This is a genomic window from Deltaproteobacteria bacterium (assembly GCA_016709225.1).
Classification (GTDB): domain Bacteria; phylum Myxococcota_A; class Polyangia; order Nannocystales; family Nannocystaceae; genus Xiheibacterium; species Xiheibacterium phototrophicum.
Genome location: JADJEE010000001.1, coordinates 288,989 through 314,536, shown reverse-complemented (window position 1 = coordinate 314,536; position 25,548 = coordinate 288,989). Strand labels below are relative to the sequence as shown.

At 72.1% G+C, this 25,548-nt stretch carries 22 protein-coding genes; 15 read left to right on the top strand and 7 right to left on the bottom strand.

The window, feature by feature from the left end; all coding sequences use genetic code 11:
• Positions 1–38: 38 nt before the first annotated feature.
• Complete coding sequence (locus IPH07_01360) at positions 39–1,001, bottom strand: homoserine kinase (protein MBK6916024.1); 963 nt, start codon at positions 999–1,001, stop codon at positions 39–41.
• A 13-nt stretch (positions 1,002–1,014) separates the two neighbouring features.
• Positions 1,015–1,953: a thioredoxin domain-containing protein gene (locus tag IPH07_01355; protein MBK6916023.1), complete on the bottom strand. Its 939-nt coding sequence runs from the start codon at positions 1,951–1,953 to the stop codon at positions 1,015–1,017.
• Between the two features lie 277 nt (positions 1,954–2,230).
• Between IPH07_01355 and IPH07_01350 the strand changes: the two genes are divergently transcribed.
• The 11 genes from IPH07_01350 (at position 2,231) to IPH07_01300 (ending at position 15,726) form a co-directional block, all read left to right on the top strand.
• A complete protein-coding gene (locus IPH07_01350; GenBank protein ID MBK6916022.1) occupies positions 2,231–3,049 on the top strand; it encodes an electron transfer flavoprotein subunit beta/FixA family protein in 819 nt (272 codons plus the stop codon).
• Positions 3,046–4,014, top strand: a complete 969-nt coding sequence (locus IPH07_01345; GenBank protein ID MBK6916021.1) for an electron transfer flavoprotein subunit alpha/FixB family protein — start codon at positions 3,046–3,048, stop codon at positions 4,012–4,014. Before IPH07_01350 ends, IPH07_01345 begins: the two co-directional genes overlap by 4 nt.
• A 133-nt stretch (positions 4,015–4,147) precedes the next feature.
• Complete coding sequence (locus IPH07_01340) at positions 4,148–5,764, top strand: HAMP domain-containing histidine kinase (GenBank protein MBK6916020.1); 1,617 nt, start codon at positions 4,148–4,150, stop codon at positions 5,762–5,764.
• Positions 5,761–7,833 (top strand): hypothetical protein, encoded by a 2,073-nt coding sequence (locus IPH07_01335; GenBank protein ID MBK6916019.1) that lies wholly within the window; start codon positions 5,761–5,763, stop codon positions 7,831–7,833. Before IPH07_01340 ends, IPH07_01335 begins: the two co-directional genes overlap by 4 nt.
• Before the next feature lie 37 nt (positions 7,834–7,870).
• Positions 7,871–8,515: a class I SAM-dependent methyltransferase gene (locus tag IPH07_01330; protein ID MBK6916018.1), complete on the top strand. Its 645-nt coding sequence runs from the start codon at positions 7,871–7,873 to the stop codon at positions 8,513–8,515.
• 170 nt (positions 8,516–8,685) lie between these two features.
• Positions 8,686–9,681 (top strand): MoxR family ATPase, encoded by a 996-nt coding sequence (locus IPH07_01325; protein MBK6916017.1) that lies wholly within the window; start codon positions 8,686–8,688, stop codon positions 9,679–9,681.
• A 9-nt stretch (positions 9,682–9,690) separates the two neighbouring features.
• Complete coding sequence (locus IPH07_01320; protein MBK6916016.1) at positions 9,691–10,653, top strand: DUF58 domain-containing protein; 963 nt, start codon at positions 9,691–9,693, stop codon at positions 10,651–10,653.
• Positions 10,650–12,815, top strand: a complete 2,166-nt coding sequence (locus IPH07_01315; GenBank protein MBK6916015.1) for a DUF3488 domain-containing protein — start codon at positions 10,650–10,652, stop codon at positions 12,813–12,815. The genes IPH07_01320 and IPH07_01315 overlap by 4 nt, the downstream gene beginning before the upstream one ends.
• Positions 12,816–12,876: 61 nt before the next feature.
• Positions 12,877–13,674 (top strand): SDR family NAD(P)-dependent oxidoreductase, encoded by a 798-nt coding sequence (locus tag IPH07_01310; protein ID MBK6916014.1) that lies wholly within the window; start codon positions 12,877–12,879, stop codon positions 13,672–13,674.
• 747 nt (positions 13,675–14,421) lie between these two features.
• Positions 14,422–15,189 carry a VCBS repeat-containing protein gene (locus IPH07_01305; GenBank protein MBK6916013.1) on the top strand — a complete coding sequence of 256 codons (768 nt, stop codon included), beginning with the start codon at positions 14,422–14,424 and terminating at the stop codon, positions 15,187–15,189.
• A gap of 165 nt (positions 15,190–15,354) precedes the next feature.
• Positions 15,355–15,726 (top strand): hypothetical protein, encoded by a 372-nt coding sequence (locus IPH07_01300; protein ID MBK6916012.1) that lies wholly within the window; start codon positions 15,355–15,357, stop codon positions 15,724–15,726.
• Positions 15,727–15,767: 41 nt separating this feature from the next.
• On the opposite strand, the gene IPH07_01295 is transcribed toward IPH07_01300, so the two are convergent.
• Positions 15,768–16,274 (bottom strand): hypothetical protein, encoded by a 507-nt coding sequence (locus IPH07_01295; GenBank protein MBK6916011.1) that lies wholly within the window; start codon positions 16,272–16,274, stop codon positions 15,768–15,770.
• A 174-nt stretch (positions 16,275–16,448) separates the two neighbouring features.
• Between IPH07_01295 and IPH07_01290 the strand changes: the two genes are divergently transcribed.
• Both IPH07_01290 and IPH07_01285 read left to right on the top strand, forming a co-directional pair.
• Positions 16,449–17,792 (top strand): VCBS repeat-containing protein, encoded by a 1,344-nt coding sequence (locus IPH07_01290; GenBank protein MBK6916010.1) that lies wholly within the window; start codon positions 16,449–16,451, stop codon positions 17,790–17,792.
• 250 nt (positions 17,793–18,042) lie between these two features.
• Positions 18,043–18,546 carry a hypothetical protein gene (locus IPH07_01285; GenBank protein MBK6916009.1) on the top strand — a complete coding sequence of 168 codons (504 nt, stop codon included), beginning with the start codon at positions 18,043–18,045 and terminating at the stop codon, positions 18,544–18,546.
• Positions 18,547–18,610: 64 nt separating this feature from the next.
• On the opposite strand, the gene IPH07_01280 is transcribed toward IPH07_01285, so the two are convergent.
• On the bottom strand, positions 18,611–19,336 hold the full coding sequence (locus IPH07_01280) for an NAD(P)H-binding protein (GenBank protein ID MBK6916008.1): 726 nt from the start codon (positions 19,334–19,336) through the stop codon (positions 18,611–18,613).
• A 95-nt stretch (positions 19,337–19,431) separates the two neighbouring features.
• Here IPH07_01280 and IPH07_01275 point away from each other — a divergent pair, with 95 nt between their 5' ends.
• Positions 19,432–20,904 (top strand): M20/M25/M40 family metallo-hydrolase, encoded by a 1,473-nt coding sequence (locus tag IPH07_01275; GenBank protein MBK6916007.1) that lies wholly within the window; start codon positions 19,432–19,434, stop codon positions 20,902–20,904.
• Here IPH07_01275 and IPH07_01270 read toward each other — a convergent pair.
• Genes IPH07_01270 through IPH07_01260 form a run of 3 tightly spaced genes read right to left on the bottom strand, consistent with a single transcriptional unit; the run spans position 20,901 to position 24,145 of the window.
• Positions 20,901–21,488 carry a hypothetical protein gene (locus IPH07_01270; protein MBK6916006.1) on the bottom strand — a complete coding sequence of 196 codons (588 nt, stop codon included), beginning with the start codon at positions 21,486–21,488 and terminating at the stop codon, positions 20,901–20,903. The two genes, IPH07_01275 and IPH07_01270, sit on opposite strands and share 4 nt — an antisense overlap.
• 32 nt (positions 21,489–21,520) lie before the next feature.
• Complete coding sequence (locus IPH07_01265; GenBank protein ID MBK6916005.1) at positions 21,521–23,659, bottom strand: hypothetical protein; 2,139 nt, start codon at positions 23,657–23,659, stop codon at positions 21,521–21,523.
• Positions 23,660–23,668: 9 nt separating this feature from the next.
• A complete protein-coding gene (locus tag IPH07_01260) occupies positions 23,669–24,145 on the bottom strand; it encodes a MarR family transcriptional regulator (protein MBK6916004.1) in 477 nt (158 codons plus the stop codon).
• Between the two features lie 179 nt (positions 24,146–24,324).
• Here IPH07_01260 and IPH07_01255 point away from each other — a divergent pair, with 179 nt between their 5' ends.
• Positions 24,325–25,530 carry an acetyl-CoA C-acetyltransferase gene (locus IPH07_01255; GenBank protein MBK6916003.1) on the top strand — a complete coding sequence of 402 codons (1,206 nt, stop codon included), beginning with the start codon at positions 24,325–24,327 and terminating at the stop codon, positions 25,528–25,530.
• Positions 25,531–25,548 lie beyond the last annotated feature (18 nt).

The following is a 25,548-nucleotide window of genomic DNA, read 5'->3' as shown; positions in this document are numbered from 1 at the left end:
CACGCCGGCACGATGCACGCAACGGGGCACTCGCCGCGTCAGTGGAGCACGGCGGAGATCACCCGCGCGCCGCCGCCGACCTGATCCACGAAGCCGCGTCCGGCGACGCCCGCAGCCGTGAAGGCCTCGTCGAGCAGGCCCAACAAGGCCTCGGCGCGACCGCGGTCTGCGGTCATCGCGAACGTCGTCGGGCCCGCACCGCTGATGCTGCACGCGATCGCTCCGGCCTCGCAGCACGCGGCCTTGGCGTCGAGGTAGCCGGGGATGAGCCCCGCGCGCGCGGGCTCGACGATGTCGTCGGTGATGGCCTCGCCCACGAGCGACAGATCGCGCTCGTGCAGGCCGTGCACCAACAACGCCAGCCGCGCGGCCTGCTGCACGCACGCCGCCAGCGACACCGCGGCCGGCAGCACCGCGCGCGCGGTCGCGGTGGGCACCTGACAACCGGGCGTGTAGATCGCCAACCACATCGACGGCGGCGTCGGCAGCGACACCAGGCGCAGCGGTGACAACGAGGGGATGAGCACGATGCCGCCGACGATCGCCGGCGCGACGTTGTCGGGGTGACCGGCGCCGCACGCCGCGGCTTCACCGGCGCGCGCCGCCTCGACCAGCGCGGTCGCGGGCAGGCCCAGCGCGAGCGCAGCGTCGACCGCCACCACGGCCGCCGCCGCCGAGGCCCCCGAGCTGCCGAGCCCGCTGCCGAGCGGCAGCCCCTTGTCGAGCTCGAGCTCGACGCCGGCGTGGGGCGCGTGGGCAGCGAGCAACGCCGCCGCGGCCACGGCGGCGGTGTTGCGCGCATCGCAGGGCAGCGCCCCGCCATCGCCGGTGACACGCAGCAACGCAACCCCGGCGTCGTCGCGACGACGCGCGCGCACGGTGTCGCCGCGGCTGCGCAGCGCGAGCCCGAGGCAGTCGAAGCCGGGGCCCAGGTTCGACACCGTGGCGGGCGCGAAGGCCTCGATCCACGGTCGCGGCTGCACTCGAGGGGCCTCGCTCACGCGCCCACCACCGTCAGCGCTTGAGCGCGTCGTCGATCCACCCGGGCAGCGTACCGCCGAACAGCAGCTCGTTCATCATGCGACCGTTCACGAACACCGCCGGGGTCCCGCCGATCTCGAGGGTCTCGCCGTCCTTGCGATCGGCGTCGATGCGGGCATCGCCCTTCTTGCCCTCGTAGGACGCGCGGAACTCGTCGAGGTCGAGCCCGACCGCCCGCGCATAGCCCATGATGTCCTCGTCCTCGAGCACGCCGAAGTGTTCGAAGATCTGATCGTGCATCTCCCAGAACTTGCCCTGCTCGTGGGCAGCCTCGGCGGCCAGCGCGGCGAAGCGCGAGCGCTCGTGGCCAGGGCCCTGCAGCGGGAAGTACTTGAACACGAGCTTCGCGCGGCCGCGGAACTGGTCGATCGCCGCGCGCAGCTTCGGCACCTCGGCGCGGCAGTGCGGGCAGGTGAAGTCGGCGAACACCACCACCGTGACCGGCGCGTTCTCGTTGCCCCACACCGGCCGGCCCTTGGTGGGGATGTCCCGCGGCTTCAGGCCCGCGACCACGACGTCGAGCGCGTCACGGATCGCCGACACGGTCGCGCCCTGCACCAGCGCGTCGGCGATGAGCTGCGCGACCACCAACGAGTCGCGACAGGAGCCGTCGTCGCGCAGCGACACCGCGATGCTGTGCGGCTTGTCGCAGGCGCTCGGCTCCGAGTTGATGATCTGGAAGAACGAGGTCTTCTGGGAGTCCGACAGCTTGTCGAGGGAGACCCCGCGGGCCTCTTTGATCTCTTCGCCGCCCGCGAGCTCGCTGCGGGCCTTGTCGCGCTCGCTCGGGGGCTCGGGCGCCTGTTCGGCCGGCGTCGCGTCCGGGGTCTTGGCCTCGGGCGTGGTGCAGCCGCTGCACGCCGAGAGCACGAGCAACGCGAGTGCGAGCAGGGAGTGCGAAGTCGGTCGCAACGGCGTGGACGCTAGCGCAGCGCCTGGGCGCCCGCAACCGCCAACGCGGGGTCGACGGCGGGCCGCGAGCACCGGCGCACGCATGGGCCCTCGCACCGCGTGCACCGCGAGCGCCGGCGCCCCGAAGCGTCCGCGCCGGCGCCACCTGCAGCGATGCCGGTGGCGCCCGCGACCGCGCACGTGGGCCCGCGCCGCCCCCGACGCCCTTGCGCGGCTTTGGCGTTTGACAGCCTGGGGCTCGCTTGCGATACAGCCGCGGTCTAAGGAGGGTCGATTCATGAAGATCCTGGTGACCGTCAAACGGATTCCCGATCCGGTCGAGCCGCCCAAGTTCGCCGGCGGACAGATCGACACCACCGCTGCGAAGTTCGTGCAGAACGAATTCGACGAGTACGGCATCGAGACCGCGCTGCGCCTCGCCGAGGTCGGCGGTGGTACCGAGCGTCTCGCCGAGGTCGTCGTCGTCAGCGTGTGCCCGCCCGGCAAGCGCGAGCACGTCACGAACTTCCTGGCGATGGGTGCCAACCGGGCCATCGTGGTCGAGGCCGACGACGCCCAGCTCGACGCCCAGAGCGTCGCGCAGCTGGTCGCGGCGGTGTTCCGCCGCGAGAGCGCCGACCTGCTGATCTCGGGCAAGCTCTCCCAGGACAACGAGGGCAACGAGGTGGCGCAGCGCATCGCCGGTCTGCTCGACCTGCCGCAGGCGACCTTCGCCGCGTCGGTCACGTGGGACCGCGAGGGCAACGCGCTGCAGGTCGCGCGCGAGGTCGAAGACGGCGTCGAGACCAAGCGCGTGCCGCTGCCGGCGGTGCTCTCGGTCGACCTGCGCATCGTGCTGCCGACCAGCGTCCGCAACGGCGCGACCCCGGCCGACCACCCCTACCCCGACAAACCGCGGTTGGCGTCGCTGCGCGGCATCACGATGGCGAAGACCAAGAAGGTCGAGGTGCTCAAGCCCGCGGATCTCGGCGTGACGCCGGGCCAGGCGGTGCAGAGCAAGGGCGCCGTGGCGCCGCCCAAGCGCCAGGCCGGCAAGATCGTCGGCTCGGTCGAGGAACTGGTCGAGAAGCTCGCGACGGAGGCGAAGGTGCTATGAGCAACGTTCTTGTCGTAGTCGAGATCGGGGACAACAAGCTGCGCGCGCACAGCCTGCCGGGCATCACGGCCGGGCAGCAGGTCGCCGCCGCGCTGGGTGGCGAGCTGCACCTGTTGGTGCTCGGCGCGTCGCCGCAGGCCGCCGCGGCAGCCATCGCCGCCGAGGGTTACGGCGCCAAGACCGTGCACGTCGCGGCCCATGCCGCGCTCGAGCCGTTCACGGCCGAGGCGTGGTCCGACGCGATCGTCACCGCCGCCAAGACGCTCGGCGTGGCAGCGATCGGTGGCACCGCCACCTCGACCCTGCGCGACACGCTGCCGCGCGCGGCCGCAGTGCTCGGGGCCCCGCTGGCACCCGAGGTCACCGCCGTGAAGGGCCCGCGGCTGTTCGCCCGCGAGGTCTCGGCCGGTCGTGCGATCGCCGAGATCGAGCTGGTCGGGCCGCTCGTCTGCTTCACCGCACGCGCCAGCGAGTTCGCGCCGGCGCAGCCCGGCGGCGCAGCGGCCAACGTCGCCCCGCTCGCGGTCGAGACCTCCAACCGCGGCACCCAGGTGATCTCGCTGGAGAAGACCCAGAGCGCGCGACCAGCCCTCACCGAGGCGAAGGTCGTGGTCTCGGGCGGCCGTGGCATGCGCGAGGGCGCCAACTTCAAGGTGCTCGAGGAGCTCACCGACCTGCTCGGCGGTGCGCTCGGTGCCAGCCGTGCGGCGACCGACGCGGGCATGGTGCCCGCCGATCTGCAGGTGGGTCAGACCGGCAAGGTCGTGGCGCCGAACCTGTACATCGCGGTCGCCATCTCGGGCGCGATCCAGCACCTCGCCGGCATGAAGGGCAGCAAGGTGATCGTCGCGATCAACAAGAACGGCGAGGAGCCGATCTTCCAGATCGCGGACTACGGCCTGGTCGCGAAGTGGGAAGACACGCTGCCCAAGCTGGTCGAGCTGGTCCGCGCCCGCAAGGGCTAGGCGCGACCGCGCCGGCGCACGCATCCACGCGCGCCTGCCAACGCACGGCCCCCACGCGCCCGCGCCCCCTCCGGGGTTGCGGGCGCGCTTGCGTGCCGAGCTCGCAGTTGCAGTATCCTATCGGCTCCACGCGATGAACGACGAGTCGACGCAAGCAGCTCGCGGCGACTCCGCGGGCGCGCTCGGCATCGTGCTCGCCGCATCCGCGGTGCATTTCGTGATTGCGCGGGTGCTGCTCACCGCCCAAGGCGGCGCGGCGCGGGTCGGCGCGGCTGGTCGCGACGCGCTCGACCTCGCGGTGGTCACCTGCGGCATCACGCTGCTGTGCGTGCTTTGGCTGCGCGCGCGAAAGGGCCGCGCGGCTGCGCTCGCACGCGAGCTACCGCTGCTACAGGTGGTGGTGCCGACGCCCGCGTGCGTGGTCGCGATGTGGTGGAGCGGCGACGACACCCACGGCGCCGCGGCGGTGCTGCCGGTGCTCGCGAGCGTGTTCGCGGCCGGCTGCCTGGTCGCGGTGGTGATGGCGCGGGCGATGGCGACGTTGGTGCTGCGCGGCGGCGTCGAGGGGGTCGAGCTGGTCGATCCGGCGCCGGCCTGGCGTGCCCACGTCGCGGCCATGCTGGCGCCCACCGCCGCGGTCGCGGCCATCGCCGCCGCGAGCCTCGCGCAGGAGTCGTGGCCGGTCGGGCTCGCGCGCGGCACGACCGCGATGTGGACCGGCGGCCTGCTGCTGGTGGTGGTGGCGATCGCGGCGGCGCGCAGCGGGGCGGTCGCGCTCACGATCGACATCGAGGGCGTCGCGCGTCGGCTCGATCACCTCGGCCACGGCACCGCGCCGATCGAGGCGCGCCCGTTCGTCGCGGTCGAGCCCGACGACGTCGCCGCGCTGCTCGGCGAGCTCGAGCGCCTGCGCGCGCGACTCGAGCAGGAGCAGCGCGTCTACCAGGAGGCGCTCGAGCGCACCCAGGCCGCCGACGCCGCCAAGGCCGAGTTCCTCTCGGCGGTGAGCCACGAGCTCCGCACGCCGCTGCACACCGTCGGCGGCTACGCGCAGCTGCTGCTGTCGGGCATCCCCGCGCCGCTGTCACCCGCGCAGGCCGACGACGTGCGGCTGATCCAGGCCGGCGGTCGACAGCTGCTCGAGCTGGTCAACGACATCCTCGATCTCTCGATGATCGAGTCGGGCGACCTACGGCTGCACTTCGCGAGCCACGACGTCGGCGCGCTGCTCGACGAGGTGGTGCGGATCCACCAGCCGCTGCTGCGCGACCGCGACGTCACGCTGCGGGCCGACCTCGCCGAGCTACCCGACGTGGTCTGCGATCGCCGTCGCATCGGCCAGATCCTCACCAACCTGCTCAGCAACGCCATCAAGTTCACCGAGCACGGCAGCATCGTGGTGCGCGCCGACGCGCTGGGCACCGACCGCGTGGCGATCGCCGTGAGCGACACCGGCGTCGGCATCGCGCCCGACGAGCTGCCGCTCATCTTCGACGAGTACCAGCAGGCCGGCACCATCTCGCGCCGCAAGAAGGGCACCGGCCTGGGCTTGGCAATCGCGCGCAGCATCGCGCTGGCCCACGGCGGTACGCTGTCGGTCGCGTCGGAGCCGGGCCGCGGCTCGACCTTCACGCTGGTGCTGCCCCTCGATCCGCCCCGACGCCCGACCACCATCGACATCGCCGAGGAGGCCGCGCGCGCGGTGGTGCGGGCACGCAGCCGCAGCGACACCTGGGAGCAGGCGCAGTGACGGACTCCCACAGCGACTCGGGGCCCGAGGTCGACCCGCTGACCTCGTCGAGCGCCGCGCTGCCGCCGGCCGAGGTGGTGCAGCAGCGGCGTCTGGGCAGCTGCGGTCGCCTGCGGGCCGAGCTCGCGCTGCTCGGCCGCATGGTGGCGGCTTCGCTGGTCGCGTGGTCACTCGCGGGTGCGTGGGTGGTGGTCGCGTGCGGCGAACGTGGTGCGCCGGCGCTGGTGCTCGCGCGGCTGGCGGTGCCGCAGTTCATCGCGGTGGCCGCGGTGGCGCTGCGCACGGTGGTCGATCTGCCGGCGGCGCGCTGGGATCGGCGCGGCCACGCGAGCAAGCCAGGGCTGCCGTGGAGCTTCATCGCGGTGGGCTGGCTGCTGTGGCCGGTCGCGCTGGTGTTGTGGATTCGCGATCGCGCGGCTCGTCGGGTGCCGGTCGGTGACGAGGCGATCGCCGGCGCCCACGCACGGCTGGCGCGGGTGCCCTACGCGGTCGCGCTGCGGTTCTTTGCATGGTCGGCGATCGCGTTCGCGGTCGACCTCGTGCTGCTGGCGTCGGAGCGACCGCTGTCGAGGGCACAGGAGCTGGCGCTGCTGCTCGCGTGGTGGGGCGGGCTGGCGGCGGTGTCGTCGTGGCTGGCCAACCTCGGGCGCGATTGCCTGCGGCCCGAGCTGCTCACGGTGCCGCTGCACCCGAGCGTGCGGGTGCGCGTCGACCTGCGCGTGCGACAGCTGGCGCTCGCGCTGCCGGCCGGGCTGGGCCTGGTGATCGCGACCGCCGCGGTCGCGACGCTGGCACGGGACGCCGTCGCGCAGCAGCACGCGGTCGCCCACGCCCGCGCGCTGGCCGAGGACACGCGGGCGCTGCTCGACGCCGGCGACGAGCGCGGGCTGGGGCGCATGCTCGCGCGGACCCCCGGGCTCGGCGTCGACGACGGCCAGCGCCGACTCGGGCGCGCCGCCAGCTTGCCGGAAGAGGACGGCCCCCACGACACCGACGACGACGGCATCGATGATCTCTACGTCGAGCACCACGGCGAGCGCACGATCGCCGTGACCGTCGTACCCCATGGCGAGGCCTCGCTGACGCCGCTGGCGATCGTCGCCGCGCTGGCGGCGATGACCCTCGGCCTCACCTATGTGCCGCTCGCCAACGATCTGCGCCGCGACGCCCGGCGAGCGCTGGCCCAGGTCGCCGCGGTTGCCGACGGCCGCGTGCCGCCGCCGCTGCCCGCCCACGCGCTCGCGACCGCCGAGGTGCGCCGCCTGGTGCACGCCGTCGATCGGCTGGTGTCGCGGATCACGGAGTCGAACGTCGAGAAGTACGTCGCCATCGAGAAGTCCAAGGAGGCCGACCGGCTCAAGAGTCAGTTCCTCGCCAACATGAGCCACGACCTCCGCTCGCCGCTCAACTCGATCCTCGGCTTCTCGGAGCTGTTGCTCTCGGGCATCGACGGCCCGCTGCAGGGCGAGCAGCGCGAGCTGGTCGAGACCATCCACACCAGCGGCCGCGAGCTGCTGCAGGAGATCGACGACATCCTCGACGCCGCCAAGCTCGACGCCGGGCGGCTCGAGCTGCACGCGGAGCCGACCCCGCCGGTGACGTTGGTGACGCGCGCGGTCGCCAACGCGGCCCGGCGCGTGCCCGCGGCGGTCGAGTACACCACCGACGCGGCGGCGACCCTGCCCCCGGCCTTCGTCGATCCCTACCGCACGGTGCAGGCGCTCGAGAACGTGCTGGTGTTCGCCGCCACTCGGGTGCCCCGCGGGACCTTGACCGTGCGGGTGCAGATGTCGAGCTCGGGACGACGGCGCGTGATCGTGGTCGAGATCCGCACGCCAGTCGCCCCCGCGACCGCCGCCCAGCTGACCGCGGCCCGCCGGGGTTTCCACCGCATCCCCGGACACCACGGGCTCGGCCTCGCGCTGCCCATCGCCGGCGCGATCCTCGAGCTGCAAGGCGGCGCGCTCGCGATCCGCGAGAGCACCCGCGGCATGGTCTTCCGCATCGAGCTGCGGGCGCTCGAGCTGCGCCGCGCGGGCACCAAGCCACCGCGCGGCACCACGACTTGAGCCGTCGGGGCTTTCGGACGAAGCTCGGGCTCCGCCCATGCTGACGCTGGTTCCACCGGACATCGAGCGCTACGTCGAAGCCCACAGCCCCGCCGCGTCGCCGTTGCTCGAGCAGCTGCGCGAGCGCACCCGTGCCGAGCTGCGCGCGCCGCAGATGCAGGTGGGCCCGGTCGAGGGCGCGTTCCTGCGGCTGCTCGTGGGCCTGTCGCGCGCCCGCAACGTGCTCGAGCTCGGCACCTTCAGCGGCTACTCGGCGCTGTGCATGGCCGAGGCGCTGCCCGACGACGGGCGGCTGGTGACCTGCGATCTCGATCCGATCGCGACCGCGGTCGCGCGCGAGTTCTTCGCCAAGAGCCCGGTCGGTCATCGCATCGAGCTGCGTCTCGGGCCCGCGCTCGACAGCATCGCGGCGCTGAAGGCCGAGGGGCGCCGCTTCGACCTCGTCTTCATCGATGCCGACAAGACCAACTACGGCGCGTACTACGATGCGGTGTGGGACCTGCTGCCGCCCGGCGCGTTGATCGTCGCCGACAACACGCTCTGGAGTGGGCGCGTGCTGGCGCCGAGCGACGACGAAGATCGGGCGATCGTCGCCTTCAACCGGCGCGTGCACGCGGACGAGCGCGTCGAGCAGGTGCTGCTGTCGGTGCGCGACGGCATGATGCTCGCGCGCAAGCGTTGAGGCGCGGGCGGGCCTGTGGTTCTCGCGCGCGTGCGCTCGCCGTCGACCACAGGCGAGGGCCGCCAACGTGGCACATGGACCGCGCGTGCCCGTGATCGTTCGTCAACCGCGAGCGGCCGCTCGCGGGCCGCTTTGCAGCACCGCCGACGTCGGCATAGACTGGCGGTTGGATGTCGTCCGTACTGCCCGCACCGAGGCCGGTGACCCCACCCGAGGCCGGTGCGTCGGACGCCGCGGAGGCCCGCGCAGCGGTCGAGCGGGTGCGGCGGGCGGTGTGCGCGGTGATTCGCGGCAAGGATGAAGTCGTCGAGCTGGCGCTGGTGGCCCTGGTGGCGCGCGGGCACCTGCTCATCGAGGACATCCCCGGCGTCGGCAAGAGCACGCTCGCGCGCACGCTCGCGCAGTCGGTCGGCGGCGAGTTCCGGCGCGTGCAGTTCACCAGCGACCTGCTGCCCGCCGACCTCATCGGGGTCTCGGTGCTGCGGCCCGGCTTCGAGCGCAGCGAGTTCCGCAAGGGCCCGGTGTTCGCGAACTTCGTGCTCGCCGACGAGATCAACCGCTCGCCGCCGCGCACCCAGAGCGCGCTGCTCGAGGCGATGGGTGAGCAGACGGTGTCGGTCGAGGGCGAGAGCCACCCCCTGCCCTCGCCGTTCATGGTGATCGCGACCCAGAACCCGACCGAGCACCACGGCACCTATCCGCTGCCGGAGTCGCAGCGCGATCGCTTCATGCTGCGGCTCTCGATGGGCTACACCGCCGCCGAGGTCGAGCAGGCGCTGTTGGCCCAGGGCGGCACCCAAGCCTCGGCGGAGGTCGCCCACGCCGGCACGCTCGCGTCGATCCTCGCGGCCCAGCTCGCCGCCGAGCAGACCTTCGTGCATGCGGATCTGGCCGGCTACGCGCAGCGCGTGGTGCAGGCGACCCGCAGCCACCCTGGTATGCGTTGGGGCGTGAGCACCCGCGGTGCGCTGGCATGGATGCGCGCCGCCAAGGCGCGTGCGTACCTCTCGGGTCGCGCGCAGATCGACATCGACGACCTGCAGGAGCTCGCGGTCGCGGCCCTGGCCCACCGCATCATCGCCGCGCCCGGGGCCGGCGACGAAGGTGGTGCGGTCGCGGCCGAGCAGATCCGCGAGCTGGTCGCGACCACGGCGGTGCCGCGCTAGCAAGGACGCATGGCCGCCAAGCGACGCAAGCGCTCGCTGGTCCGTCGTGCGCTCACCGCTCGCGGTCGCAGCCTCGAGATCACCCGCGCGGGCTGGCTGTTCATCGGGCTCACGCTCGCGGTCGGCTTCGCGGCGATCAACTCGGGCGCCAACCTGCTGCACGCGGTGTTCGGGGCCCAGATGGCGCTCATCATCGGCAGCGGCGTGCTCAGCGAGTCGATGGTGCGGCGGGCGATTGCCCGGCGCGTGCCGGTCGGTGAGGTCCACGCCGGTGTGCCGGCGGCCTTGCGCGTCGAGCTGACCAACACCGATCCCCACGTCGACGTGCTGTCGGTGAGCGTCGAGGACGACGATCGCGAGGGCACCGCGGGCAGCTGCGCGCCGGTGTTCGCGGTGCGCCTGCCGGCCGGTCGCACCATCGAGGTGCCGTCGACCGTGACGTTGCCGACCCGCGGGCGCCATCCGCTGCCACCTTCGGTGGTGGCCACGCGGTTCCCGTTCGGCCTGTTCGTGAAGCGTCGCGAGCTGGTCGCCTCGGCGCCGGTGCTGGTCTATCCCCGCGTGCACGAGGATCGCGGCGGCGAGCCGACCTCGCTGCGCACCGACATCGGCGAGTCGGCCCGCCGGCCCGCGCGTGCGGGCGAGTTCTACGCGCTGCGCGAGTACCGAGACGGCGACGATCTGCGACGCGTGCACTGGCCCGCGGTGGCCCGGCTCGGCCGCGCGGTGGTGCGCGAGGAGGAGGCCGATGGCGATCTCGAGATCGTGCTCGCGCTCGCCCGCGGCCGCACCGGCGAGCCCGCGTTCGAGGCCGAGGTCGAGCGCTGCGCGTCGGCGGCGGTCGCCGGGCTCGCCCACGCCGGCACCGCCGTCGCGCTGCGCTACGACGGTGCGCTGGTGGTGCCCTCGGGCAGCGGCGACGAGCAGCGCCGCCGCGTGCTCGAGTTCCTCGCGCTGGTGGGTGAGGCATGAGCGAGGAGCCCGTCGTGGTCGGCAGCAGCGCCCACGCGGCCTTGCTGCGCCTGCGCGATCGACTGAGCCTGCTGCAGATCGCGATCGCGACCGCCACCGTCGCGCTGGGCGACGGCATCGCGCCGTGGTCGCTCGCGCTGGCGTGCGCGCTGACGCTGCTGGCGTTCGTGCGCCCGCTGCCGCCGGTGCCCTCGCGCGCCGGTGAGCGGCTGTGGACGCTCGGCATCGCGGCCGCGTTGGTCGCGACGCTGGCGCGCGCCGTGCTCACGCTCGAGGTGCTCGACGCCGGCATCGACTTCCTGCTGCTGTTGGTGGTGCAGCGCTTCTTCAACCGCCAGCGCGCGCGCGAGCACATGCAGCTGTTGCTGCTGGGCTCGCTGCTGCTGGTGACGGGCGCCGTCATCAACGCCGGCATCAACTTCCCGCTGCTGTTCGCGGCCTACCTCGTGGTCGCGGTGATGACCTTGCTGCTGAACCACCTCGCCGCCGAGGGCGAGCGGCTGGGCGCCCGCACGGCGGTCTCGGTGGGCAAGGAGGGCATGCGCGCGCGCGGCTTCCTGTGGCGCGCGGCCGTGCAGGTGGCCGTGATCGCAGCGGTCGGCGCCGCCATCACCTTCATCGCGTTCCCGCGCTGGGGCGTGGGCTTCTTCCTGCGCGGCGGCATCGCGCGCGATCGCACCAGCGGCTTCGCCAGCACCGTCGATCTCGGCGACTTCGGCCGCATCAAGTCCGACACCACCGTGGTGATGCGCATCGAGCCGGTGCAGCGCACCACGGTCGAGCTTGCGCCCGACTGGCACCTGCGCGGCAGCAGCTTCGACGCCTACGAGCGCGGCCGCTGGTCCCACCGCGACGACGCCGAGGCCACCATCGTCGCGGGGCCCTACGGCTACCGCCAACTGCTCGACGATCGCGGCGGCAACCAACTCCAGCCGGGCTTCACCGGGCTGCCGCGGGCGATCGCGATCCCCGGCTTCGCGGCCGCGACCGACGTGCTGGTCGCGACCGTGACGCTCGAGGACATCGGCGTCGACGTGTTGTTCGCGGCCAGTGAGCCGCTGGCGGTGCGGGTGGCCCCGCGCGGCCCGATCGAGTCGCGCACGGAGATCCGCGCCGGCCGCAGCGCAGAGCTGCGCGCCGACAAGGCCCCCGGTCCGATCCGCTACGAGTTCGTCTCGCGCATCGGAGTGCCCACCACCAAGGAGCTGATCGCCGTCGGCAACCCCGATGCCCGCGCGCTCGCACCGTACCTCGCCCGCGCACAGGGCCTGTCGCCCGAGTTCGCCGCGCTCGCGGCCTCGCTGGCGCCCGGCGCGGTGAACCGGTTCCAGAAGGTCGACGCGGTGATGAAGCACCTCGCGGGTTTCCGCTACACGCTCGACAACCGCCCCAGCGATCGCGTGCTCGCGGGTGCCGATCCGATCGAGGGCTTCCTGTTCGACACCCAGGCCGGCCATTGCGAGTACTTCGCGACCGCGATGGCGCTGCTGCTGCGCGAGCTCGACGTGCCGGCGCGCATCGTCAACGGCTACTACGGCGCGCACTACAACCAAGTCGGCGACTACTGGTCGGTGCGCCAGGCCGACGCGCACTCGTGGGTCGAGGTCCACTTCGGTCACCTCGGGTGGGTCACCTTCGATCCCACGCCGCCGGGTGGACGCGAGGCCGCCGACGATGCGGCGTGGTGGCCGGCGGCCTCCGAGCTGGTCGACGCGGTGCGCAACGCGTACCTGTCGTGGATCATCGACTACGATCTCGGCAAGCAGCTGACGCTGTTCGAGAACCTCGGGCTGCGCAACCGCACCGGTGAGTCGTTGGTCGCGCGCTGGCGATCGCTGCTGCTGAGCCTGGTCGCGGTGCCGCTGCTGCTCGCGCTGGCGTGGCGGCTGCGGCGGTGGCGACGGCGGCGACTCGCGCCCGCGACCGCCGCGTGGCTGTCGATCGAGCGTCGGCTGGCGCGGCGCGGCTTCGTGATCGGTGGCCACGAGTCGCTGCCCCACTTCGCTGCGCGCGTCGCCGACACCGATGCGTCGCTCGGCGATGCACTGACCGCGTTCGCGCGCCACTACGAGCAGGCCCGCTTCGGCCCGCCGAGCGAGCCCGGCGCGATCGAGGCCGTGCGCACGGCGGCGCGGCGGGTGCTCGAGGTGCTGCGGCGCTGAAGCCAGGGGCGGCACCACGTCGCGGTTCGGCGAAACCATGCGAGCCTGGCGGCCGCTTGCCATGAACTCGCCGTCCCCGAGCGACCTCCATCCACTGCGCGACCTCCTTCCGCTGCGCGACCGGGTCGCGCTCGTCACCGGCGCCAGCAGTGGCATCGGCACGGCGATCGCCGAGATGCTCGCGGACGCGGGCGCCCGCGTGGCGTTGCTGGCCCGTCGCGCCGATCGACTGCAGGCGCTGGTCGACGCGCTGCGCAGCCGTCATCCCACCAGCGATCCGATCGCGCTGCCCTGTGATCTGCGCGACGCCGACGCGATCGCCCGCAGCTTCGCCGAGCTGCGCGCCCGCACCGGCGGCGTCGACATCCTCGTCAACAATGCCGGCCTCGGCCGGCTCGCGCCGCTGTGCAGCGGCGCCACCGCGGACTGGCGCGAGATGCTCGAGGTCAACGTGCTGGCGCTGGCGATCTGCACCCGCGAGGCGATCGCCGACATGCAGCGCCGCGGCGACCGTGGCCACGTGATCCACGTGTCATCGATGGCCGCGCACCGCGTGCCGGCCGGCAGCGGCATGTATGCCGCCAGCAAGTACGCCGTGCGAGCCCTGCTCGAGGGCCTACGACAGGAGCTGCGCGCCGGCGGCAGTGCGATTCGCGTGGGCGCGGTGAGCCCCGGCTACGTGCGCACCGAGTTCGCCGAGGTCTACGAGCGCGACCCCGAGGCCGGCGCGCGCACGTATGGTCGCTTCACCGTGCTCGAGCCCGCCGACGTCGCCGCGTGCGTGCGGCACATGCTGACCGCACCGGCGCACGTGCAGATCCACGACGTGTTGATGCGCTCGGTCGATCAACCCGACTGACCCAAGAGGGGTCCGCCGGTGCCCGTGGGGGCGACGGGAGAATCGGGTCGACAGCAGTGTGCGTCGCCGCTAGCGTGGACGGTGCGATGCTCTTGGGTGTGGCACAGCGGATGCGAGCGGCGCCGATCCTGGTGGCGCTGACGCTCGCGGGCTGGGCGTGCGGGCCCGTGAAGGGCAGCGGCGACGGTTCCGGCTCCGCGTCGGCCGACGGGTCCACGGCGGTCGACGCGACGAGCGCGAGCGTCGGCTCGTCCAGCGAGGCCAGCGGGTCGGCGGCGAGCACGACCACGGCGAGTGATTCCAGCACGGGCGCTGCGGTCGAGTGCCCCGACAATGTGGCGCTCGAGCCGTTCTGCTACCGCAAGTTTCCGATTGCGTGGGAGGGGCAACTCGGTGCGGGATGGCGTGGTCCACCAAGCGCTCGTGTCGGCAACTTTGGGGCCGACGGCGAGGAGGCATTCTTGCTCGCGGGCCGCGAAGGCGGCACGCCGATTGGCTTGGCGTTCTGGAATGGCAATGGGTTCGACGTGCAGCCCTGGGGTGTCGTGCCAGAACTCTCGAGCGCCGAGGCGCGAATCCCGATACGCCTTTTCGACGGCCTGCACTCTGACCTCCTGGTAGGGTCGCGCGGGTTCGAACCGATGCTCGCGGTCGCGCCGTGGACACCAAACGGGCCCGGCGAGCCGATCGCGGTGCCCCCCCCCCCCGAATGCTCTCATCGTCTCAGTCTTCGAGCAGCAGCCGATCATGGATGGCGATGGCGATGGTCGGCAGGACTTCGCCGTCTACTCGCAGGACTCGGTGTCAGGAGGCAACGAGCACTACCTGGTCCGCAACGTCGACGGCGCGCCGGGATTCTTCAGCACACCAATCACGCACACCGGGGCGTGCGGTGGCAACGTGAGTGGCATTTCGCCGGGCCGCTTCGATGACGACGCGTTCGTCGATCTGGTTGCGATCGGCTACTGCGATGTCGACGACTACGACGGTGCCTTTGCATTCGCAGCGGAATGGGGCGATGGAGCGGGGACATTCGAATCGGTCGGCATTCCATTTACTGCAAGCTTGCCAGCTGCCTGGCTGGGCGCCGCGGATTTCGATGGCGACGAACTCGATGACGTCGTCATCGCCATGGACGACTACGGCGGAAGCGGTGAAGTTGCCTACATTGAGCTGCACCGCGCCCGCGGCGATCGCAGTTTCTCCCCTCCCGCAGTGATTTGGAATGACACTATTGCGCCGGGCGGCTATCACCCATTTCCTGGATCGCCGCCGACCAACTCCTCCTTCATCCTCGGAGACGTCGACGGTGACGGCCGGAGCGATCTGATCTTCGCCTACTTCATGAGCGCGCTGATCGGCGCGCCAGAGAGACCCGTATCGTTCTCCATGTTCGCTGAACCGTGGCCGAATGAGCGTAAGATCGCCTCAGCATTCGACTTCAATCACGATGGGCGCCTCGATTTCGTCGTGCAAGATGAGGCCTCAGGCATCTACGCACTCATATCCTCATGACAGTCAACGCGACGCGTCGAACTCGAACGTAGAAGTGCAGAGCAAGACGAGCTGCCGGGCGTGGCGCTGACATCCGACTATTGAGGGTCATTGGGGTCATCGCTCAGAGGTCCCGCAGGACCCGCAGGTTCCGCAGGCTCCGCAATCGAGCACGGCGTCGGCTTCATGTTCGAGGCCGGTTGGGCCAACATCCCCGCCTACGGCAAGTTCGAGGTCACCCTCGACGTGCCCTGCAACGGCATCGTCGCCGAGGTCTCCGCGACCTTCGACGCCGTCGCCAGCAGCTGGCTCGGCTCGCCGCCCGAGGCCGAGATCACCGTGCCCTCGACCGTCACCTGCCCCAGCACCGTCAGCCTCACGATCGACACCGATGACGCCGAGGCCGACATTGCATCGGTCCGCTGGCGTGTCGACGGCGTGCTGCTCGACGACGCGCTCACGTCGATCCCGTTCACGCAAGCGCACGAACTCACCGCGATCGTCCGCGACGCCCGCGGGGCCACCACCACCGTGCGCAAGTCGATCGCCTGCCTGTGAGCCCGCGACGTCTCCCGCCCTCGCGCCCGCGGCAATCGCCCTCACCCGTCCGCGAGGTGGCCGAGCTTCGCGACCTTGGTCGCGAGGTAGCGCTCGTTGTGCGGGTTCTTCCCCGCATGCAGCGGCACCGGCTCGACGATCGCCATGTCGAAGCCCGACAGGCCCGCGCTCTCGCGCGGGTTGTTTGTGAGCAGCTCGAGCCGCCAAACGCCGAGTTGGTGGAGCATCTGCGCGCCCACGCCGTGGTCGCGCAGGTCGGCCGCGAACGACAGCCGCAGGTTCGCCTCGATGCCTCGTCCTGCAGCGCGCGGCCGAACGGCCGTCGACACGTCTCGCGGAGCACACGGCCGCCGGTGTCGGAGCGAAATGCCCATACGGGCGAGAAGGTCCTCGAAACCTCGGCTCGACGCCGGTAGAGTCCCCGTGCGATGCTCGTGGACGATGAGCACGCCGGCATCCGGCATCCGGCATCCGGCATCCGGCATCCGGCATCCGGCATCCGGCATCCGGCATCCGGCATCCGGCATCCGGCATCCGGCATCCGGCATCCGGCATCCGGCATCCGGCATCCGGCATCCGGCATCCGGCATCCGGCATCCGGCATCCGGCATCCGGCATCCGGCATCCGGAGGTGCGCGGTGGCTGAGCGCTGCGGTGCGGTCCAGCCCCGCATGGCGTGGGCCCTCCGAGCGCTGACGCTGGGCTTGCTTGCATGCGGACCTGTGAAGGATGACGGCGACGGCTCGGCGTCGGCCGAGGGCACCAGCGCCGATGCGACGAGCGCTTCGGTCGGCTCGGGCGAGAGCATCACGTCGACGTCGACGACGTCGGGCGCCAGCGTGGACGCATCGTCGACCGGGGCGCCGATCGCATGCCCCGACAATGTCGCGAACGAGCCGTTCTGCTATCGGAAGTTTGCGATCCCATCGAACGGCGAGCTCGGCCCCCTGCCCACCGGGGGGCAGCGGGCCCAACCCGTGGGCGCCGGACACTTCGGGCCCGATGGCGAGCTCGCGTTTCTGCTAGCCGGTCAGGACGCTGGGATGCCGATGGCGCTGGCGTTCTGGAACGGCGACGGGTTCGATGTGCAGCCGTGGGGCGTGGTGCCGGGCTTCGAGTATCCGCACACGCGTTGGCCGGTGCGGATGTTTGACGGCGTTCACTCCGATCTCGCGGTGGGACGTTCGGACCAGCCCAGCTATGCGTTGGCGATCGCGCCCTGGACGCCGGACGGCCCCGGCGAGCCTGTGGTGGTCGAGCCGCCGAGCCCGGACTACATCATCACGCTCTTTCGTGCCCAAACAGTGCTGGATGTGAACGGAGATGGGCTCGAGGAGATCGCTGTCCTCGTCCAGCCATTCGTGCATCGACTCGTGGGGAACGTCGATGGCGTGCCATCCTTCTTCGGCGACGAGCTCACGCACGATGGCAAGTGCGGGCGCGAGATCCTCGGCATCGGCGCTGGTCAGATCGACGGAGATGGCCTGGTCGACATCGTTTCCATCGCCGCCTGTGAACTGAGGAATCTCGGTGGAGTACTCGCGTTTTCGGCGGAGTGGGGGGACGGCGCCGGGGGATTCGCGTCCGAGGGCGTTACGTTCTCGGCGACGTCTCGTCCTGCGTGGGCCGGCGTCGCCGACTTCGACGGAGACGGCTTCGACGACGTCATGACCGCCACGGAGGACAACTCGAAATACTACGAGTCGTATCTCGACTTCCATCGCTCCCGCGGTGACCGCACGTTCGAAGCCCCGCTCAAGTTCTGGACGGAACTTGACCCGCCCGGCAGCTTCATACCTCCGCCGATACCGCCCTCGGCCGCGACACTCGGCCTGGTCTTCGGCGACGTCGATGGGGATGGCGCGGACGATGTCGTGTTCCAGGGGTTCATGCTCGCGGTCGTGCAGGTCGCCGGCGAGACGCAGTACCTCGAGATGTTCGACATCGCCTTGGACGAAGACTCCACGCAGATGGTCTCGGCGTTTGATCTCAACGAGGACGGCCGGCTCGATTTCCTCGTCTGGGACGCAACCGAGGGCGCCTACGCACTGATGTCCTCCGCATAGCGGGGACAATGTGGCTCTCTCGCCGTCGTCATGAGGCCGCCGTCCCGCGGGTGCGGCGGCCTCATCTGCGCCACGACGGGTCGCAGGCGCATTGTCGTTCGCTCGGTTGGAACTTCGCTCGTTCGCTTGTGCTCGGAGGTTTCTCGATGGTCCTCATCCACGACGCGTCCAACAAAGTTCAGCAACTTCACCCGGCGACCCTAGGAGACCATCAGCAATGCCGCGCCGCGCAACACGCGGATCTGCACCCGTGATGCCTCCGCTCGGATTGGGCTGCTCTTGTCGCTGGCAGCGTTTCCCCATCGGCGACACGGTACCCGCCGCTCTGGTCGAGAACGCCCAGGTCGAGCTGGCCCTCTACGTCGAGAGAATGCACCTGCCGGTCACGGCGTTCTCTCTGGCGATCGGCGGCGCGCTCCAGCTCGGTGGTTTGGACGGAAGCTTCGTTGACGTCGACGACGAGACGGGAGGAGAGCCGAAGGGGCTCTGGCCCGGCGCGCGCATCACGAATGCGACGGCACAGCGCTGCGCACACGAGGAGCCACTCCCAATCTGTGGACCTCCCGTGGGCCGCAACCTGCTCTCGTTCGTCGGCTTCGACCAGGACCTCGAGGTGTTCGACCATCAGTCCGCACAGACGGCTGAGTTCGAGATGCGCGTGGGAGACGCCCTGGTCATCATCGACGACGGAGAGCCTTGGGACTGTGGCGGTCCCATCGAGCGCTATCAGTTCCTCATCCTGCGCAAGGACTGACGGCCGTGGACGACGGTGCCTCGCCCTCGTTCGGCTGCGAGTACCGCGGGATCGATCTCGCCGATCACCCCGCCGAATCCCTCGAGCCGCCGCGCAGGTCCTCCGCGTACGCGACCCGATCCACGAACGCCGGATCGAGCCCCACCCGCACCAGCCCGCGCGCGAGCGTGCTCGCGTCGGTCGAGCGATACCGATCCCGCACCCGCTTGCCGCCGAAGACCCCGACCAAGGCCAGCGCCGCATCGCCGACCGCTGCGCCCGCGCGCTCGAGTGGACGCGACTCGTCGCGGTCCGATCCGGTGATGAACGACGGCCGCGCGATGGTCCACGGCAGGCCGCTGTCGCGCAGCACCGCCTCGGCGCGGGCGCGCGCGGCGAGGTAGGCGTTGCTGCTGCCGGGCTCGACGCCGAGCGACGAGAGGTACACGAAGCGCGGGCCACCACCGGTCGCGGCCGCGGCCTCGATCAGCCACTTGGTGAGGCCGAAGTCGACCCGCGCGTAGGCCTGCTGCGCGGCCATGCCGTCGGCCCGCGCGCGCGCGCGCGTGGTGCCGAGCAGCGCGAACACCAGCGTCGGGCCCCAGCGGCGCAGGCTCTGACGCATGGCCTCGAGCTCCCACGGCGTGCTGTCGACCTGCGCGCCCAGGGCCGCGAAGCGCGACTCGAACTCGGCGCGTCGCGACGAGTCGGGCCGCACGTGGGCGAGCGTCGTGATGCCGCGCTCGCGCAGCGCCGCCACCACGGCGCGTCCGGTGTAGCCGGTGGCGCCGGCGACGAAGGCACGCTGCAGCGAGGGCTCGTCCATGCGAGGGGCTCTTGGGCGGCGCGAGCGTAGCACCTCGGCTGCGTTGCGGGTTTTCGCCAGCCACACTAGCGTCGGGCGGCATGGTCACACCGGCCCCCTCGAGCCAACCGCGTGCCGTCGTGCTCGCGGCGTGCCTGCTCGGCTGCCACGCCAAGGAGCTGGTGCTGCCCGAGCCACCGCCGGTGCAGGCGCCGTGCCCGAGCGGCGCTGCGATGCCGACGGCGACCGCGAGCGGCGACGTGCCCGAGTCGCCGCCGCCGGCGGGCCTCGACCTCGTGCTCGAGCAGGTCGATCCCTCGCAGCTGCGCGTGCACGTCGATCGCTTGGCCGGCTTCGGCACCCGCCACACGCTGTCGGACACCGTCTCGCCGGTGCGCGGCATCGGGGCTGCGCGTCGCTACATCGCCGAGCGCATGGGCGCAGCCGCGGTCGCCCGCGGCGGCGCGCCGCCGCTGCAGGTCTCGCTCGACACCCACGCGGTGAAGCCCGACGGCAAGCGCATCGATCGCGCACTCGAGCTCGTCAACGTGGTCGCGACCCTGCCGGGCACCCGCGTGCCCGCGCGCCACGTCTACGTGGTCGCGCACTACGACTCGCGCGCCAGCGACGTGATGAACGCCGAGATCGACGCCCCCGGTGCCAACGACGACGGCTCCGGTACCGCGCTGCTGCTCGAGCTGGCGCGGGTGCTCGCGCCGCGCATGACCGACGCGACCGTGGTGCTGCTGGCGACCGCCGGCGAAGAACAGGGCCTGGTCGGCGCGCGGGCCCACGCCGAGGCCGCGCGTGCGCGCGGGCTCGACATCGCCGCGGTGCTCAGCTTCGACATCGTCGGTGATCCGCAGGTGCCCGGCGCCGCGCCGCGACGCGACACCATCCGCGTGTTCTCCGAGGGGCTGCCGCTGGCGGCCGACGACGCGGCGATCGCCGCCCTGCGCCGCGCGGGCGCCGAGCACGACGCACCCTCGCGCCAGCTCGCGCGCTACGTCGCGACCGTGGCGGCGTGGCAGCGCACCGCCGTGCGACCGCAGCTGGTCTTCCGCCCCGATCGACTGCTACGCGGCGGTGACCACACCGCGTTCGCCGAGCAGGGCTACCCCGCGATCCGCTTCACGGAGCCCGGCGAGCACTACGATCGCCAGCACCAGGACGTGCGCGACGAAGATGGCCACGCCTTTGGCGACGTGCCGCAGCACGTCGATCCGCACTACCTCGCCGACGTCACCCGACTCGCCGCGGCCACCGTGCTGCAGCTCGCCAACGCGCCGGCGATCCCGGCGGGCGCGCACATCGTCGACGCCACGCTCGGCAACGACACGACCCTGCGCTGGAACGCGGTCGCCGACGAAGACCTCGTCGGCTACGAGGTGCTGTGGCGCGAGACCACCGCGGCGCAGTGGCAACACGTGCAGGCGGTCGGCGACGGCACCACCGTCACGCTGCCGCTGCACCGCGACGACTGGCACTTCGGCGTGCGCACCGTCGATCGTGACGGCTACCGCAGCCCGGTCGCCGCCTGCGGCGTCACGCCACCGCCGCCGGGCAGCCGCTAGCGATCGCGCGGCACCACGGCGACCAGCAAGAAGCTCGCGGCCGTGGTCGCGTGCAGCCACAGACCCGGGCCCTGGCCACCGCGCACCTGCAGCTCGAACCACGCGAACGCGCCGAAGCACGCCATGGCGCCGAAGCGCACCGACGCACCGACGTCGCGGCGGTGCATCGGCGTGTGCGGGCTCGCCATGCGCCGCCACCACGCCGACGCCAGCACTGCGGCGAAGCCGATGAGTGCCAGCGGTGCGCGCCCACCCTGGCCTTCCTGCAGACCGTGCAGCACGATCAACGCCAGCAGCACCAACTCGACCATGAGCCACGCCGTCAGCGCGCGGACCCACGCCGGCGCTGCGCCATCGGGCGCGCGGCTGGCCACCATCGCCGTGGCCGCGAACAGGTGCGGGCCGCCGAGCACCAGCGTCGCCAGCAGCCCCTGCAGCCAGTCCTCGCGCCACGCCGCGAGCAGCAGCCCCGCGAGCGTGCCGTCTTGGCCGGCCGAGATCGGCAACCACGCGCACGCCAGCAGCACGGCTGCGGCCAGCGTCACGCGCCACGGAAGCGCCAAGCCCATCGAGTGCGCGGACATCCTCGCCAGGATACCGCGATCGACCGCGGCGACTACTGCGGGTTCGGCACCACCGCGCCGCCGCTCGGCCGCGGGTGCTTGCGCTCGTAGGCCTCGATGTCCTTCTGGCGGATCGCGTTCAGCTCGCCGCGCAGGGTGTCGGCCTTGCGGAAGGCCTCGTCGAGATCCTGCTGCGCCGCGCGCGGCTCCTGCATCGCCTTGATCGCCTTCAGCGACTCGAGCAAGGTCCCGGCAACGCCGTCCTTGCCGCGCACGAACAGGCCGCCGCGAACCAGCACGCCGTCGCCCTCGACCACCGCGTTGCCGGCGAGGCTGCCCCACGGCCGCACGGCCCTGCCGATGCGCGCGACCTCTTCGGCCGAGCGGCGCTGCTCGAGCTCGTCGATGCGGGCCTGCGCCCGGTCGAGCTCGCGCTGCTTGGCCTTGTACGCCTTCGACTTCGGCACCGTGGCCGTCCACGGATCCTCGAACATCGACGCGGTCGCGAAGCCGCCGAAGCGGGCGCTGGTGCCGATCGCGATGGCCTCGAGATCGAGCAGCGCCCCGATCGCCGCACCCGTGAGGGACGCCGCAGCGATCGCCGCCGGCTGGCCCTTGGTCTTGATGTCGCCGGCCGCACCCGCCTGCAGCCGCTTGCCGAACCCGCGGTCGGTGCTGATGACCAGGTGGTGGCCGCGCACCGCGATCTCGAGCGTGCGCCACTGCGGCACCGCGAGGCTCCACGTGCCGTCCTTGCCGCGGGTGAGCTTGCCGATCGGCTTGGGGTTCTTGCTGGCCTTGCCGCCGAGTTGGGCCAGCGCGAGCTTGCCGAGGCGCTCGAGCATCGCGGCCGCCTGCTCGGCGTCGGCGAGCTCGATGTCGACCGACGCGCCGAGCTGCGCCCGCAAGTCGGTGGGCATCGGATCGAGCGCACCGTCGAGCGTGACCGCGAACGATGCGTTGCCGGTCAGCAGCGGCCGCAGCTCGCCGTCGAGATCGATCGCCAGGTCGCGCTTGAGCTCGGCCACCAGCTCGGCCCAGCTGGTGCCATCGGCCTGCAGCGCGAGGTCGGCGAACGCGACCAGCTCCGAGACCTGGAACGCGCCCTCCATCAGCCACACCGGGCGGCCATCGAGCGACTTGATCAGCGCGGGCTCGCCGGCACGGTTGCGCAGCAGGGAGCGCACCGCCGCCTCGCCGCCGTACTCGATGCGGCCTTCGGCGACGATGCCGGTGGGCTTGGCGTTGAACGCCCACGCCGCGCGGCCGATGCCGAGCAGCAGGCGCTCCCGCAGGGTCCGCTCGGCGTGGCGACGCTTCTCCCAGCGGGCTTGATCGGCCTCGATCTGCGCGGCCTGCTGCTCGAGTTCCTGGATGCGCGCCGGCGTCTCACCGCGTTCCTTGGCCGCCGCGAGCTCGTCGGCCGCCCAGTTCGACGGCTTGCTCGGGGTCTCGCCGCCGGCGAGTGCGGTGGCGACCGCCGCGGCATCGACGTACGCGATGCCATCGGGCACCCCGAGCGCGCCGGTGGCCTTGCGGTAGCCGCGATCGTTGGCGAGCGAGGTGTGGGGGTCGGCGCCCGCGAGCTCGAGTGCCGGATCACCAGGCCCGTCGCCGTCGCGGATCACGAACACCGCGTAGGGACCGCGCAACACCAGCGCGGCGCGCTTGTCCTTGATGCGCAGCACTTCGGCGCCCGCGAGCGGCACCGGCACGACGTCGCCCCGGTTGCGGCGGATCGCGTCGAACATGAACTGCCGGAAGCGGCCGGCGTCGGCGACCGGCACGAAGAATGCGACGGTGAACGGCTCGGCGGCGATCACCGCCGCGCCCATCCGCCCCTCGAGGTCGACGCCGATCTCGCGCAGCTTCGCGGGATCGAAGATGTCGGTGCCGATCGAGCTCGCCATGTCGCGGGTGATCTGCGCGTACTCCTGCGGGAACGCGGCGACCAGCGCGTCGCGGCCGACGATCTCCATCACCCGGCGCGGGCCCGCGACCTCGAGCAGCGCCAGCGTCTTGGGCGGCAGCAGCTCGGCCATCTTGGTGACCGGCGCCAGCGGCGTCTGATCGTCGACGCTACCGCCGCCGCCGCCAGCGGTGGTGGGCGCGACCGGCTGCCCCTTCGGGTGGCAGCCGAGCGCGAGGGCGAGGGCGAGCGGGGCGAGGGCGGCGACGCGTCGGCGGGACATGGCGCCCGTTCATACCGCATCGTCGTCGGACGCGCGCGCGGGCTCGCCGAGGATGTTGCGTCGCAGCCGTTCGGTGGTCTGCGCCACGCGATCGACCTCGGCGGCCGAGAAGCCCGCGAAGGCCTCGTCGAGCAGCGCGTTGCTGACCGCGATGAAGCGCGGCAGCGCGCGATAGGCCTTGGGCGTCGGCGCCAGCAGGATCGCCCGCGAGTCGTCGGGGTCGGGGTCGCGACGGACCCAGCCGGCGTCGTGCAGCGCGTGCACGAAGCGCCCGACCGTCACCTCCGAGAGCCCCAACGCGCCCGCCAGCGCGCGGGCCCGCAGCGGCGCGCGGGCCTGGAACAGCACCATCAACGCGCCGGCCTGCGCCGGGGTCACGTCGCGCAGGCCCTGCGCGGCCAGCAGCTCGGCGCTGCGTCGCTCGATCATGCGATGGATCCGCGTGAGATCGAGGTAGGCCTGCGCCTGCCGACGCCGCTGCGCCAACGCGGCCCGGGGCTGCGAGTCCGCCGGCGCCGACGCGCCGCGCGTGGATCCGCGGGGTCGGGCCCGTGTGCCGGGCGGTTCACGTGCGTTCGCAGACATCGATCGTGGGCGCACGGCCGGCCCGCCGTGCTTGCGGCGAGATACTAAGCATGCTTAGTATTCCGCCGCAAGGAGTTCCGATGCCCGAAGCATTCCTGTTCGACGCGGTCCGCAGCCCCCGGGGTCGCGGCAAGGACAACGGCTCGCTCTACACCGTGCGACCGATCGACCTGCTCGCGCAGTCGTTGGTCGCGCTGCGGGATCGCAACGGCCTCGACACCTCGCAGGTCGAGGACGTCGTGATCGGCTGCGTCACCCAGACCGGCGATCAGGGCGCCTGCATCGCGCGCTTCGCCGCGCTCGAGGCCGGCTACGACGTCGACGCACCGGGCGTGACCGAGAACCGCTTCTGTGGCTCGGGTCTGCAGGCGGTCAACACCGCCGCGGCGATGGTCGCCTCGGGCTACTTCGACATGGTCGTGGCCGGCGGCATCGAGAGCATGTCGCGCGTGAAGATGGGTGCCGACGGCGGCGCGATCTGGGACCCCAGCACGCAGTGGAACGTCGGCTCGGTGCCGCAGGGCATCAGCGCCGATCTGCTCGCCACGCTGCACGGCATCACCCGCACCGACGTCGACGCCTTCGCGGTCGAGAGCCAGCGCCGCGCCGCGATGGCGATCGAGACCCACCGCTTCGATCGCTCCATCGTGCCGGTGGTCGACGTCAACGGCCTCACGATCCTCGATCGCGACGAGTACCCGCGGCCCGACACCACGGTCGAGAAGCTCGGCGAGCTGCAGCCGTCGTTCGCGGTGATGGGCCGGCAGTTCGGGCTCGACGCGCTCACCAAGGATCGCTACCCGCAGGTCGAGCGCATCGATCACATCCACCATGCCGGCAACAGCTCCGGCATCGTCGACGGTGCCGCCGCGGTGCTGGTGGCCAGCGAGGCCAAGGGCAAGGCGATGGGCCTGAAGGCCCGCGCGAAGATCAAGGCGGTCTCGCTGTGCGGCACCGATCCGATCCTCATGCTGGCGGGCCCGATGCCCGCGGCTCGGCGCGCGCTGAAGAAGGCCAAGATGGAGGCGAAGGACATCGACCTCTTCGAGGTCAACGAGGCCTTCGCCGCGGTGCCGCTGGCGTTCATGAAGGAGCTCGGCGTGCCCCACGACAAGCTCAACGTCCACGGCGGCGCGATCGCCCTGGGTCACCCGCTGGGGGCCACCGGCGCGATGCTGCTCGGCACCGTGCTCGACGCGCTCGAGCAGCGCAACCTCTCCACCGGCCTGGTCACGCTGTGCATCGGCGGCGGCATGGGCATCGCCACCATCATCGAGCGGGTCTAGCCCACGAGCGCGCCAAGG